12 protein-coding genes are annotated in these 13121 nt (G+C 59.4%); 5 read left to right on the top strand and 7 right to left on the bottom strand.

Annotation, left to right across the window (positions count from 1 at the left end):
• Positions 1–104 precede the first annotated feature (104 nt).
• Together HMPREF2710_RS00460 and rarD are read left to right on the top strand one after the other, a co-directional pair.
• Positions 105–1442 (top strand): DUF6882 domain-containing protein, encoded by a 1338-nt coding sequence (locus HMPREF2710_RS00460; protein WP_049356296.1) that lies wholly within the window; start codon positions 105–107, stop codon positions 1440–1442.
• Positions 1443–1607: 165 nt separating this feature from the next.
• On the top strand, positions 1608–2579 hold the full coding sequence (rarD, locus tag HMPREF2710_RS00455; protein WP_070598979.1) for an EamA family transporter RarD: 972 nt from the start codon (positions 1608–1610) through the stop codon (positions 2577–2579).
• A gap of 97 nt (positions 2580–2676) precedes the next feature.
• On the opposite strand, the gene HMPREF2710_RS09205 is transcribed toward rarD, so the two are convergent.
• From HMPREF2710_RS09205 to HMPREF2710_RS00440, 4 genes are all read right to left on the bottom strand, one after another.
• Positions 2677–2817, bottom strand: coding sequence for a methionine/alanine import family NSS transporter small subunit (locus tag HMPREF2710_RS09205; RefSeq protein ID WP_083303469.1), 141 nt, complete (start codon positions 2815–2817; stop codon positions 2677–2679).
• A gap of 8 nt (positions 2818–2825) precedes the next feature.
• Entirely contained in the window at positions 2826–4409 is a 1584-nt protein-coding gene (locus HMPREF2710_RS00450) for a sodium-dependent transporter (RefSeq protein WP_070598977.1), read from the bottom strand.
• Between the two features lie 378 nt (positions 4410–4787).
• On the bottom strand, positions 4788–5849 hold the full coding sequence (locus HMPREF2710_RS00445; RefSeq protein WP_070598974.1) for a polyprenyl synthetase family protein: 1062 nt from the start codon (positions 5847–5849) through the stop codon (positions 4788–4790).
• A 72-nt stretch (positions 5850–5921) separates the two neighbouring features.
• Entirely contained in the window at positions 5922–6653 is a 732-nt protein-coding gene (locus HMPREF2710_RS00440; protein WP_049363297.1) for a demethylmenaquinone methyltransferase, read from the bottom strand.
• 276 nt (positions 6654–6929) lie between these two features.
• Here HMPREF2710_RS00440 and HMPREF2710_RS00435 point away from each other — a divergent pair, with 276 nt between their 5' ends.
• The 3 genes from HMPREF2710_RS00435 (at position 6930) to HMPREF2710_RS00425 (ending at position 9548) form a co-directional block, all read left to right on the top strand.
• Positions 6930–7769, top strand: a complete 840-nt coding sequence (locus tag HMPREF2710_RS00435) for an ABC transporter substrate-binding protein (RefSeq protein WP_049363299.1) — start codon at positions 6930–6932, stop codon at positions 7767–7769.
• Between the two features lie 162 nt (positions 7770–7931).
• Complete coding sequence (locus HMPREF2710_RS00430; protein WP_049363301.1) at positions 7932–8735, top strand: amino acid ABC transporter permease; 804 nt, start codon at positions 7932–7934, stop codon at positions 8733–8735.
• Between the two features lie 33 nt (positions 8736–8768).
• Entirely contained in the window at positions 8769–9548 is a 780-nt protein-coding gene (locus HMPREF2710_RS00425) for an amino acid ABC transporter ATP-binding protein (RefSeq protein ID WP_049363304.1), read from the top strand.
• Positions 9549–9649: 101 nt separating this feature from the next.
• Here the strand turns inward: HMPREF2710_RS00425 and HMPREF2710_RS00420 are convergent, their stop codons facing one another.
• The 3 genes from HMPREF2710_RS00420 to HMPREF2710_RS00410 form a co-directional block, all read right to left on the bottom strand.
• Complete coding sequence (locus tag HMPREF2710_RS00420) at positions 9650–10483, bottom strand: oxidoreductase (protein WP_049363305.1); 834 nt, start codon at positions 10481–10483, stop codon at positions 9650–9652.
• A 265-nt stretch (positions 10484–10748) separates the two neighbouring features.
• Positions 10749–11126 carry a cupin domain-containing protein gene (locus HMPREF2710_RS00415; protein ID WP_005504776.1) on the bottom strand — a complete coding sequence of 126 codons (378 nt, stop codon included), beginning with the start codon at positions 11124–11126 and terminating at the stop codon, positions 10749–10751.
• 167 nt (positions 11127–11293) lie between these two features.
• A complete protein-coding gene (locus tag HMPREF2710_RS00410) occupies positions 11294–12973 on the bottom strand; it encodes a phosphatase PAP2 family protein (protein ID WP_049363307.1) in 1680 nt (559 codons plus the stop codon).
• Between the last annotated feature and the right edge of the window lie 148 nt (positions 12974–13121).

Here is a 13121-nt window from a genome sequence, read left to right as displayed (position 1 = left end):
GATACGGCTCAAACAGGCGCCTTAGAGCCCAATACGCCTAAAGCACACACTAAAACCGGGGATACACGGCATAGTGAACGCTAAAAGGTTGATAATCTTGAAGCATGACGAATTCTCTGCAGGACCTTATCGACGCATCGATCTTTATCTCCACCGAGTACCAGGCTCGACTCGCCGAGCTCGTGGGTACCTCCGAGTGGAACGTGGATTTCACCTCCCAGTCTCTGGACTTTGAGACCACTCCCCCGCTCTCGCTCAAGCCGCATCTGCTGGGCACTGAATCCGAGAACCGCGGTACTTGGATTTGGTCTTGGCAGCAGCTGGGCTACTTCCCCGACTCCGTTGTTTCTGCCGCTATTCAGGCGCGTGAAACCGGTGAGCGTGACGGTCTGGTTGAGCTGACCACCGACGAGCTGCCCCTCTCCGAGTCTCTGGCACGCCGCCTGACCCTGGCGACCAAAACCATCAGTGGCCTGTACGCACACTACCCGCTACCCGCGGGCGCTGGCGTGCGCGCATGGACCCTGCTGGAGGGTGCTGAGCTGACCCTCGAGGCACCGACCTACAAGGGTATTGGCCGCGTCATTGCTAAGACCCTGCAGAGCGAAGAGGTACACAACCAGGTTCTGGCGGTGGACTCCTACGCTCAGCAGCGTGGCTTCCACATTGCTTGGGACACCGAGGCAACCGCCGTTCTGACCGCAACCGACGGTGCCCTGCGCCTGTGGTTCGACGAGGGCCGTATCAGCGGCATCGAGCAGGCTGAACCTCAGGTTGGCCCCGAGGTACTGGAGCAGTGCGCAGCCGCTGCCGCACAGCGTCGCGAATCCCTCGCGGCACTGCGCGCCGAGATTGAGCGCGTGGCAGCCGCTGAAGCAGCCGCTCAGAACGCACAGCGCGAGCAGGAGGCGGCAGAACGCGCCGCCGCACGTGCCGAGGCTGAGGCTGAGCGCGCCGCAGAAATTGCCGAGCACGCACCGGTCGCAGAGACCGAGATTGCCGGCGTTGAGAGCACCGAGAACCTCTACCCCACCGACGAAGCTCCCTTCGATCAGGAGCCGGCAGAGCACGCAGAGCCCGGCCTGGTCACCGTAGAGACCCTGCCCGGCGAGTACGAGGCAGAGGAGACCGAGCAGGCTCGCGTCTACACCGACGAGTCCATCGGCGCCGAGCAGCCCGAGTACGAGACCGTTGAGGCTTCCGCAGAGTACGCTGAGGAGCCGGTCGCCGTTGAGACTGCAGCTGAGCAGTCCGCAGAGGCTGAGCAGGATGCAGCAGAATACGAAGAGCAGCACGTGGAGCCCATCCGCAACGCTGGCGCAGCTCCCGACCTGCAGGCAGAGCACGAAGAGGCAGCCCGCCGCGAGCAGGAAGAAACTGCACGCCGCGAGGCAGAGCAGCCCAAGAAGAAGGGCTTCTTCTCCCGCTTCTTCGGCCTCTAAACCGAATACGCAGCATTTCTCAGGCGCGGTATCCTCGTGGTACCGCGCCTGTGGCGTACCCGGCGGGTAGAGTAGCCTCGGTGCGCATCAATGCCCCCGCTGGCGCATCCGGACGACTAGCATTAGAAGAACTTAACCGAAGAACTTAACTCAGAAGAAGAGACCATGTCAGAAACTCAGAAGCACACCACCCGCAACGGGTTCATCGCCATCATCGGCACCTACATTATTTGGGGTCTGCTCCCCCTGTATTTTGTATTGATGGCACCTGCAGGCCCTATTGAGATTGTCGTGGCGCGCGTGGTCTTCTCCCTCATCTTCTGCGCCCTGCTGCTGCCGATTTTAAGGGTAACTGCAGACTTCCGCCGCGCGCTGCGGGACCGCCGCATCATGCTGGTGCTGACGGCAGCATCATTCCTCATCTGCGCAAACTGGCTCATCTACGTGATGGCGACGACCAGCGGCCACACCATTGACGTATCCCTGGGCTATTTCATTAACCCGCTGGTCTCCGTGGTGTTGGGTGTCATCTTCCTGCATGAGCGTCTACGCCCGGCGCAGTGGGTATCCGTGGCGATTTCCTGTATTGCGATGCTGATGATGAGCCTCATCTACGGCCAGGTGCCGTGGACGGGTCTGGGCGTGGCGTTCTCCTTCGGCATCTACGGTCTGCTGAAGGCGCGCATCGCCCACGATGTCAGCCCCATTATTTCACTGTCTCTAGAGACTTTCATCCTGGCGCCCTTCGGCGTTGCCGCCCTCTTGATGCTGAACGCGCAGGGACAGATGACTCTCTTCAGTGAGGGTCCCGGACACTTCTGGCTTCTCGCCTCCACCGGCGTGGTCACCGTTGTGCCGCTCATGCTCTTTGCCGCGGCGACCAAGGCTCTTCCGCTGTCGGTCATCGGCATGGTGCAGTACCTGGGCCCGACCATCCAGTTTATTCTGGCGCTGACCGTTCTGCACGAGCAGATGAGCGCCGATAAGGTGCTGGGTCTGAGCCTCATCTGGGTCGCTCTCATCATCTTCACCGTGGATGCGTTGCGTGCCTCCCGCGCCTACCGCGCCTCCGCGCTGTCCGACCCGGAAACCGGCATGATCCCGCTCGTGCAGGCTGAAGACGTACAGAGCAAGTAGATCTCCCCAACCCGAACAAAACACAGTCCCGCATAAAACACAGTGATGCCCCGCAGGCTAACGCCTGCGGGGCATCACTTTATATCGCGTTCACACTCTAAAGCTCAGAATCCTGAGCTTCAGCAGCATCGAGAGCATCCAAATCCGGATGACGGTGCAGGTTCAGCAGAGCCAAACCCAGGCCACCCCAAATGATCAGGATTGCCACAATGAGCATCACAATTGCGGAGAAAGACATGAGGGCTCCTAACGGGTAATGGTCGAATCAACGTGGCCGTGCTCCACCTGACCGGCAATCACCGGAGGCGCCGGAGGCTCTTCAGCCGCACGAGACTTCTTCGACCAGGGCAAGAGAGAAACAACAATTGCGCCAACCAGCAGGAGTGCGCTCATACCCCAACCGAAAATAGCCAGCATATCTGCCGGGTAACCCTCATAGGGGGTTACCACAAGCTTAATAACGCTCTGAATCAGGGAGTAGCCCAGAACCAGCGGGGTCACGACAGCCAGCAGAATCATCCAGATCTTGCCAGCCTTGATGGAGGAGTAGCGGTTCAGGTGCTCAGCCAGAGCCGGCAGTGCACGCACCACGTATGCAACCACGATAATGGCGCACAGGCCAGCAGCCAGAATACCGAAGAGGTTCACGAAGTTATCGAGAATATCCAGCACGTACAGACCGGTGGTAGTCGGCATCAGCAACAGCGAAATCAGAGCCATCGGAACAATCACCAGAATGGTAGATGCCAGACGGGACGTCGCGAACTTATCCTGAATACCAGCGATAATCACCTCAAGAATCGAAATGAGGGAGGTGAAACCAGCAAAGAGCAGGGAGCCAAAGAAGAGGATACCGATCAGCACGCCGCCGGGAGCCTGAGAAATAATGGTCGGGAACGCAATGAACGCCAGGCCAATACCGCTGGTCGCAACCTCGCTCACCTGGGTGCCAGCAGCCTGAGCCATGAAGCCCAGAGCAGCGAACACACCGATACCCGCCAGAAGCTCAAAACCGGAGTTCGCGAAACCAACCACAGCACCGGAACCGGTCAGGTCAGTCTTAGGCTTCAGATAGGAAGAATAGGTGACCATAATGCCGAAGCCAATGGACAGGGAGTAGAAAATCTGACCGTAGGCAGCAACCCACACATCCGGGTTAGCCAGGGAGTCCCAGCTAGGGGTGAACAGAGCATTCAGACCATCGGCTGCACCGGGCAGGGTCAGCGAGTAAATCACCAGACCAACAAACATGACCAGCAACAGCGGGATAAAGATGATATTGGCTGCACCCACACCCTTCTGAACGCCCAGAGCCATCACAGCAAGCAGGACGCCCCACACGAGAACCATGGGGATCAGGACGTTCATGTTGAAGTCCAGGGAGACACCGGGGGTTTCTGCGACCTTCAGGAACTCGCCATTGAAGAACGCCTTCGGGTTATCGCCCCACTCATTGGTGAAGGAGAAAACCATGTAACGCAGCGACCACGCCACAATAGCGGCATAGTAGATAGCGATGACGAAGTTAATACCCATGTGCCACCAGCCGATGAACTCGGTCTTACGGTTCAGACGGCGGAAAGCTAGCGGGGAAGACGCACGCGCACGGTGACCGATAGCGTAGTCAAAGAAAAGGAAGGTCAGACCAGCGGTCAGCAGGGCGACAATGTAGGGAATCATGAAGGCGCCGCCGCCGTTATCAAATGCGATGTAGGGGAAACGCCAAATATTGCCCAGGCCAACAGCAGAACCGATGGCGGCAAAGATGAAGACGCGACGGCTGGAGAAGCCTTCGCGCTTCGTGGGCGCCTTAGGGGTAGATGCTCCCATAGTTGTAAACCTCGAATGTGTGGGGACGCGGATGGTTGGTGCGAGAATAACCCGTCGGAGTGGTTGGGCTCTGCTCGCGTCCAGAAATAGTAAATGGCTCTCCAACACGGGTTGGGTGTGGGAGCCGTCAAGCGCCGGAGGGGTGGATGTGCACCTCGGACATGCCTATAAGGTTTACCTTAAAGGTAGGGGCCGGTCAAGGAGACCCCAGCATACGGAACTTTTCGGGAGGCAGGGGCTGCGCCCAGCTCTCCCAAAAACCGGCGCTGACTAGCCGTAACACAGAAAAACCCCGCCGAATCCGGGCAGATTCAGCGGGGGTTTTGAAGTATGAGACACCTGGAGTCATTAGACTCGGGTACACGCTACACGGCGAGTTTAGCCCTCGCGGTGAACCACAGCGTGAGCGAAGGACTCCAGCGCAGCCTTCGCGGTGGACTCGGGCAGCGGAGCAATCGCGGCGATTGCGCGGTCCGCCCAATCGTAGGCGATCTGCCATGCTTCCTGGGTGACCGGGTGGGCGGCGAGCGCCTCCACGGCTGCATCCAGTGCCTCGTCGGAGCTGAGGTCGGCATCCAGCAGTGCACGAACCTTGATAGCAGATTCGTCGCCGGCGGCTACCGCGCGGTCCAGCAGGATGGTCGGCAGGGTGGGCACGCCCTCGCGCAGGTCGGTGCCGCGGGTCTTACCGCTGGTCTTGCCGTCGCTAACGATGTCGATCACGTCGTCAGCCAGCTGGAATGCCACGCCGACCAGCTCGCCATACGCCTTGACCATGGAGATGATCTCTTCGGAAGCGCCCGAAAGCAGGGAGCCGTACTCGCCAGCAGCTGCAATCAGGGAGCCGGTCTTGCCCTCAATGACGGCAATGTAGTGGTCGAGCAGGTCCTGACCCTCGCGGGGGCCGGTGGTTTCGAAGAGCTGGCCGAGCACCAGACGCTCGAAGGTCTGGGACTGAATCTTCATGGGGCGGGTACCCAGCTCGGACACCAACAGGGATGCTCGGGAGAAGATCAGGTCGCCAGTCAGAATCGCGACGGAATTGCCCCAAATCATCTGGGCGCTGTCCACGCCGCGGCGCTTGGGAGCATCATCCATCACGTCGTCGTGGTAGAGGGTTGCCAGGTGGGTCAGTTCAACGACCACGGCAGCTTCAATGATGTCATCGTTGATTTCGCCGTCTACGGCTGCGCAGAGCAGCGCCAGCAGGGGGCGCACACGCTTGCCGCCCGCGGAGAGCAGGTGACGGGATGCGACGTCCGCCAGGTGGTCAGTCTGTGCGATGGCTTCTGCCAGGCGCTCCTCAATACGTGCGAGAGAGGAGAGAATCTGCGGACCCAGCTTGGGGTCAGCGGCGATGAGTTCAAAGCCTGCGGGCAGTTTCAGGTCGAGGTCTCCCAGCAGGTCGGTTGCGGCAATGGGCTGCTCTGCGTTGCTCACGGTGTCTTCTATCTTCTTGGTGTTGGTGTCTTCAGCGGTGTTAGTGTCTTCGGTGGTGTGTGAACGCGGTGTCTATGCGTTATGTGCTTCAGGCTTGAAACCGCGGTGAATGGCGACGATGCCGCCGGTGAGGTTGCGGTACTGCACGGAGGTGAAGCCCGCCTCCTTGAACTTCTGCGCCAGTTCCTGCTGGTTAGGCCAGGTGATGATGGACTCGGCGAGGTATTCGTAGGATTCGGGGTTGGAGGAAATCGCGCGGGCAATCGGCGGGATCGCCTTCATGATGTAGTTCTTGTAGACCGCGCCGAAGGGGGCGAAGGTCGGGGTGGAGAACTCCAGGACGACGATGCGTCCGCCGGGCTTGAGCACGCGGTAGATTTCACTCAGTGCCTTGGGGTAGTTGGCGACGTTGCGCAGACCGTAGGACATGGTCACTGCGTCGAAGGTTTCGTCGTCAAAGGGTAGGGCGGTGACGTCTGCCTGCACGAAGGTCATGTCGGGGCGGCGGCGGCGGCCCACGTCGAGCATACCTTCGGAGAGGTCTGCAGCGATAACGTCTACGCCGGCGTCGGCGAAGGGTTCGGAGGAGACGCCGGTACCTGCGGCTACGTCCAGTACTTTCTGGCCGGGGTGCGCGTCTACGGCGGCGACTGCCTGCTTACGCCAGTAGATGTGCTGCCCGAGGGAGAGGATGCCGTTCATGAGGTCGTAGCGTTCAGCGACGGTATCAAACATGGCGGCAATATCGCCGGTTTTCTTGTCTAGGGTTGCGCGGGTTGCGCGGGTGTTCTTCTCTGCGTTCACGCTCTCAATTGTGGCATGGAGGTTAGGAGATTAGATAGTTGGGTAAACCGTAGTAGTGTCGCACGGTACGTTAAGGTGCGTTCTGGAGTTGTTTTTGAGTCTCTAATTCGGGGTTTTATTCAGTTTTCCCGGTGGGATTTATGTATATTCAGCAAAAATTTATGAATATTTATGTATATGCTTGCATTTTTTAACATTGGGGCGCACAATAGACCATAGATTTCATAGAACGCGCCACTCCACGAGTGAACGCACACCCCACACAGGAGCATCCCAATGAACACCGCAATCCTCAAGAAGGCATCCCTCAAGCCCCTCGCACTGCTGGCGGTGCTGCCCCTGGCACTGACCGGCTGCGTCTCCACCGCCAACGAGAACACCGACCCTAACGGCGAGGTCAGCCTCGTCAAGTCCGGCACCCTCAGCGTCTGCACCAACACCCCCTACAAGCCCTTCGAATACGAAGAAAACGGCACCATTGTCGGCCTGGATGCAGACATCGCCAACGCTATCGCCTCCGACCTGGGCGTGAAGGCTCAGCTGACCTCCATCAGCTTTGAGGGCCTGGACTCCGGTACCGGCCTGGCCACCGGTCAGTGCGATATCGCCCTGGCGGGTATCGGCGTGACCGACGAACGTAAGAGCAAGATGGAATTCACCACCGTCTACTTCGACGACAACCTGGCAATCCTGGTTCCCAAGGGCTCCTCCATCACCTCCGCCGCAGACCTGAAGGGTGTCAGCGTTGGTGCACAGCAGGCAACCAGCGGTGAAACCTACGCCAAGGAAAACGGCGCAGAGGTCATCCAGTACGAAGACACCTCCCTCATGTTCTCCGCCCTGAAGACCGGTCAAGTCAAGGCAGTCGCAGCGAACCTCTCCGTGGTGTCCGAGGCGCTGACCAATGACCCGGACTCCTTCAAGATTGCCTACCAGGATTCCGAGAACACCGAGCAGATTGCCGCAGCAGTTTCCTCCAACAACAAGGCACTGCTGACCAAGGCAAACGCCACCATCGCCAAGCTCAAGGAAAACGGCGAGCTCGACAAGATGAAGGCCAAGTGGGTTGGTGCCACTTCCTCCACCTCCACGAGCGCCTCTTCCTCCGCTTCCTAAGCATCTAGCCGGTTAGCCTCTCTCCCCCCCCCCCAAAAAAAAATTCAGGAGTACTCTTATTACTTTTGGGTTGGGGGCTTCTCCGGCCTTCACCCTTGTGAGCGTGTAGAACGCTCCTAACCGAACAGCACACGGATAAACAGCACACGGATAAGAAAGCGCATGTCCTCTAAACTCTCACCCCGTCAGAAGCAGAAGCTCTTCCGCTACGCACAGTACGCCCTTCTGGCAGTTATCGCCCTGGCAGCCATTCTTCTGGCTGACTGGAAGACCCTCAGCCAGCAGGTATTCAACCTGGACGTTGCGGCTGCCCAGTTCCCCGACGTCATCACCGTGGCGTTGAAGAACACCCTGCTGTACACCACCTTGGGCTTCATCGTGGGCCTCTCCGGCGGTCTACTGCTGGCGCTCATGCGTATTTCCTCTATCGCCCCCTACCGTTGGATTGCGACCCTGTACGTGGAGCTTTTCCGCGGCATCCCGGCACTGCTGGTCTTCTTCGCCTTCGGTTACGGTATTCCCCTGGCGTTCAAGATCCGCTTCGTGGATAACCTGATTCCGGTGACCCTGTCCCTGGGTATGGTTTCGGCTGCTTACATTAGTGAGGTTCTGCGTGCGGGCCTGCAGACGATCCCGAAGGGCCAGATGGAGGCGGCACGCTCCCTGGGCATGTCCCACACTCGTGCAATGATTTCGATCATTATTCCTCAGGCGTTCCGAGTGGTTCTGCCCCCGCTGACCAACGAGGTTATCCTGCTGACCAAGGATTCCTCCCTCGTGTACCTGCTGGGCGTGACGGTGTCTCAGTACGAGCTGGCGAAGTTCGGTCGTGAGGGCCTGACCGCCGCTAACGCGGGCCTGACTCCCCTGGTGGTTGCGGGTCTGTGCTACCTGATTATCACTGTTCCGCTGGGCCAGCTCTCCGCATACTTTGAGCGCCGCACCCAGCTTGCGGGCCGCAAGTAAGCGCAACGACAGATACGGATTACGGAAGATACTATGACTGTTTCAACTTCATCCATGGCCGCCTCCTCGGTGCGCATTTCTAACCTGCACAAGTCCTACGGCAAGGTTCAGGTTCTCAAGGGCATTGACATGCAGGTCGAGCCGGGCGAGGTCGTGTGCCTTATCGGCCCTTCGGGTTCCGGTAAGTCCACCCTGCTACGTTGCGTGAACCTGCTGGAGGAGCCGAACGACGGCACCATCATGGTGGGCGATACCGAGGTCACCGACCCGGACGTAGACATTAACCGCGTGCGTACCCACATGGGTATGGTGTTCCAGCAGTTCAACCTGTTCGGTCACCTGAACATTCTGGATAATTGCACAATCGCTCAGATTAAGGTTCTGGGCCGTTCCAAGGCTGAGGCGGAGGCGGTTGCCCGCGAGCAGCTCGCCAAGGTTGGTCTGGAGGGCAAGGAAGACCGCTTCCCGGCTCAGCTGTCCGGTGGTCAGCAGCAGCGTGTGGCTATTGCGCGTGCGCTCTCCATGCACCCGGATCTGATGCTCTTCGATGAGCCGACCAGTGCACTCGACCCGGAGATGGTCGGCGAGGTTCTGAGCATTATGCGCAACCTTGCTGACGAGGGCATGACCATGATCGTGGTGACCCACGAGATGGCGTTCGCCCGCGAGGTCGCCGATAAGGTCGTCTTCATGGCCGATGGCGTGGTCGTGGAGGAAGGTCCCGCCGATCAGGTGATTGGCAACCCCCAGCACGAACGTACTCAGGCTTTCTTGGCGCGCGTGCTCGATCCGACCCACGCCGTAGTAGACTAGTACTAGCTCTTGAAAAACGTAGCGGGCGGTGCTGTACGAAACATTCTGTTTCGCGCAGCACCGCCCGCTTTTTAATGCTCTAGTTCACGGCTATTTCGGTTCTAGAAGATACGGCGCGCCACCTTGTCAAAGGGACGGTCCGGCAGCACGGCATGCAAGAACACGGAGGGCTTAGCGCCAAAACCCACCAGGTAGCGGGTCTTGGGGCGGCGCGCCTCCAGGGCTCGCAGAATGGTCCTAGAGATTACTTTGGGCTCTGAGAGGTTGGAGGATGGCGAGTAGAGCCTACGCATATTTGCCGCAACCCGCTGCGCCTGAACCGCGTAGACACCGTTTCGGGAGGATTCCTCGAGGTGGTCTGCCGCGATGAGTCCCCAGGGGGTTTTGATGCCGCCGGGCTCGATAATGACCACGTCAATACCGAACTCTTCAACCTCCATGCGCAGTGCATCACTGAACGCCTCAAGGGCGTACTTGGTGGCGTGGTACCAGGCACCCAGGGGCGAGGTAATACGCCCCGCCATCGAGGAGATGTTCAGGATGCGCCCGCTGCCCTGTGCGCGCATATGCGGCAGCACCAGCTGGGTGAGGCGTGCCAGGCCGAAAAGGTTCACCTCGAACTGGCGGCGCGCCTCGTCGATGGGGACATCTTCAATAGCGCCGTAGAATCCGTAGCCCGCGTTGTTGATGAGCACGTCAATGCGGCCTTCTGCGTCAATGACCTGCTGTACGGCGGCTTCCATGGATGCCTCATCGGTAACGTCCAGGCTGAGCGCTTTCACGCCCTCGGAGGCGAGCTCTTCAATCTTCTCAACGCGGCGGGCGGCACCGTAGACGGTGTAGCCACAGCGCACCAGTAGAGGCGCCACGTCGTAGCCGATACCGGAGCTGGCGCCGGTGAGAAGAACGACGGGGCGTTGCAGTGACTTGGGCATTGCGTATCCTTTCGGGTTGCTCCCCTTTCGGGTTGTTCCCTGCAGTGGTAGCGGGCATATTAGCGGGCGGGTACTTTCAGGGTACGCCCGCGCGGGGTGAACCGGCGTGCAGAAAGCTCAGGGCGTAGCGTGAGGGTATTCTCACCGGCATATGTGAGGGCAGGAAGACAGAGAAAAAGCTCGCCGCGGCATCCTATGCAGATGCGGCGGCGAGCTAATGTTTTGAGGTCGGGGGTTTTGGGGTCAGGGGTTTTGGGGTCGGGGATTAGACCTCTTCGACGTCAATATTGACCTTGGGTTCGGGGTGCGATTCACCGGTCAGCATGGTCACCAGCAGGGTGGAGTCTTTCACAGCGCGCAGGGAGTGCAGCAGCTTGGCGGTCACGTGAATCGGCTTGCCGGGCACCAGGGTAATATCGCGGTCCTTCACGTGGAAGATAACTTCACCCTTGAGCACCTGCACGAAGACGGGGTGGACGCTGTGGTGCTCGTGCCAGGACTGGCCTGCAGCCAGTTCCATGAGGGTCAGGTTGCCGCCGTCGGCATCAACGATCTTGCGGGCCTGGGGCTTATCTTCAAAGGGGGTCAGCGCTTCGGTGAGCTGGGGGAATACGAGGACGCGGCCTTCATGGGTACCTGCCATGGTACGCACCTTTCTCTTCAGGGGTGAGTGAAAGGGGGCACACACCCCCTCTCTAATATTGGTATTAAAAATACTAAATTTCTTATATTGTATTCCCCTCCCCGCACCCGGACAATATCTCAGCTCACATCAAGCTGAAACATCCCGCGCAAGGAGGGGAACAACATTTACTGATAACTCCACACCTTCGAATAGGCGGAGCGATTACTATTACGCGGACGCAACAGGTTCACCATCAACGCCGTCGTACCAAAGCTCACCGCAATAATCATGCAGGTCGCCGCGGTAAACGCACCACCGGGAATCGGCGCAAAAATCGCAATCAGATACAGGATGACCGCGCAGAACGACAGGAACAGCGTCGCAATCGTCATCAACGGCACCAGCACCAAACCACCGCGCGCCGGCACCGCAAAATCTGCCGGACGCACATAACGCAACACGCCCATACCCACGACCGTCCAGATGGCGGTGACCAGAATAGCGGTCACCACATCCGCCGGGCGATGCCAACCGTTAATAATCGTGGAGGCACCCGTCAGGCAGGTAGCCAATGCCGCGCAGAGAGCCACCGTGGGCCGCAAGAAACGAGGCGCCGCCAGGAAGAGCGCCGCGCCAGCCGCCGCCGCGAAGGTCGTGTGGCCACTGGGCGCCGAGTTGCTCAGCGCCTCCTGAACACCCAGGTCGGGCTTCACGATCAGGTAGTGCTTGAGCAGGTACGTGCTCGTCACCGCCGCAGCCCCAACTAGCACGCCAATCAGCGAGGGCAGGAACCGGTGCTTCCAAATCAGCACCGCAATCAGACCCAGCACCGCAATCACACCAACAATCGTGGGCAAAGAATCCAGCGCCGTCAGGGTCGGACCGCGGTAACTCTTGAACTGGTTCGCGTACTCGGTGTACGCCTGCTCATCAACCTGCTGGCCGGTCGCCGTGTAAATGAAGAACACGAACGCGCCGTACAGAGACAGACCCAAGAACAGCAACGCCATCACGTGACGCATCAAAATACCGGTACTCGGAAGATGGTGCCCCTGCTCTTCGCCGGGACGATTCACAGGGCGGCCCGAAGCATCCACGGGAACCTGACCGGTCTGCACATACGCACCGTTCGGGTAGGCGGCGGCAGGATACGCCTCGGGAGGATAAGCCACCGGCTGCGGAGGTGCCTGCGGAGGCATCGCACGCGTGGGAAGAGGCTGCTGCGCGCCCATCTGAGGCGCACCCATTGGGGAGGCACCCATCTGATTGTTCAGCGGGAAACCGCTCACCGGAGGCTTCGGCGGATCGAGGCGGCGCGTAGCCTGCATCAGCTCATCCGCGCTGTAGTTCCCCTGAGAGGCGCGTTCCTGCGGCGAGGGAATCGTCTCAGGAATCTTAATGGGGGCACGGTAAACGCGCGGCAAAGGACGGGTCGCACCAATAACCTCTGAGGTGTCGGGGTGCGAAGAAATAACTTCGGTATTCGCCGATTCAGCGTTCACGAAACCCGCGTTTACGGAACCCACGTTTGCAGAACCTACAGGCGCAGCTTCGTGAGCCGGCGACGAACCGTAATCCGTCAAAACTTTCGTACGGTCATCACTGTGCGCAGCGGCATGGGTAGCCGTTTCGTGGGAGGCGAGCACCTGGGTAGCGTCCTGATAATCAGAAAGCACCGCAGTCGGGTCCTGATAATCGGAGAGAACCGCAGTCTCATCAGAGGAAAACACCGTAGTGGGCGCGTTATCGGCAGCGGCTGCACGCACGTCATCGGGGTGAAGCACACTGGTAGCGTCGAGGTTTTCGGAGCTCTCCCAACCGGAGTTTCCCGAACCTGATGTATTCGCTTGCGGTGTCTTCTTCATAACCCTTCGTACCTTCTCGCCCTCATGTCTGTTAGCCATACCCGAGCCCGCCGATGCCAGCCCCTCAAAACAGTAGCCCCCAAGCTGCCGTTTTATGCGAAGCACCGTCCGAGTTCTCGGGCGAATAACTACCTACTATCCCAGGTTA

Source organism: Rothia sp. HMSC069D01, from assembly GCF_001810135.1.
Lineage (GTDB): Bacteria > Actinomycetota > Actinomycetes > Actinomycetales > Micrococcaceae > Rothia.
Note: the sequence above shows the minus strand (reverse complement) of the source record. Positions and strands in the feature narration are given on the sequence as shown.

Bases quoted from the DNA above. Each gene is read 5' to 3' on its own strand.
- HMPREF2710_RS00460 (WP_049356296.1), top strand. From the start codon at position 105: ATGACGAATTCTCTGCAGGACCTTATCGACGCATCGATCTTTATCTCC.
- rarD (WP_070598979.1), top strand. From the start codon at position 1,608: ATGTCAGAAACTCAGAAGCACACCACCCGCAACGGGTTCATCGCCATC.
- HMPREF2710_RS09205 (WP_083303469.1), bottom strand. From the start codon at position 2,817: ATGTCTTTCTCCGCAATTGTGATGCTCATTGTGGCAATCCTGATCATT.
- HMPREF2710_RS00450 (WP_070598977.1), bottom strand. From the start codon at position 4,409: ATGGGAGCATCTACCCCTAAGGCGCCCACGAAGCGCGAAGGCTTCTCC.
- HMPREF2710_RS00435 (WP_049363299.1), top strand. From the start codon at position 6,930: ATGAACACCGCAATCCTCAAGAAGGCATCCCTCAAGCCCCTCGCACTG.
- HMPREF2710_RS00430 (WP_049363301.1), top strand. From the start codon at position 7,932: ATGTCCTCTAAACTCTCACCCCGTCAGAAGCAGAAGCTCTTCCGCTAC.
- HMPREF2710_RS00425 (WP_049363304.1), top strand. From the start codon at position 8,769: ATGACTGTTTCAACTTCATCCATGGCCGCCTCCTCGGTGCGCATTTCT.
- HMPREF2710_RS00420 (WP_049363305.1), bottom strand. From the start codon at position 10,483: ATGCCCAAGTCACTGCAACGCCCCGTCGTTCTTCTCACCGGCGCCAGC.
- HMPREF2710_RS00415 (WP_005504776.1), bottom strand. From the start codon at position 11,126: ATGGCAGGTACCCATGAAGGCCGCGTCCTCGTATTCCCCCAGCTCACC.
- HMPREF2710_RS00410 (WP_049363307.1), bottom strand. From the start codon at position 12,973: ATGAAGAAGACACCGCAAGCGAATACATCAGGTTCGGGAAACTCCGGT.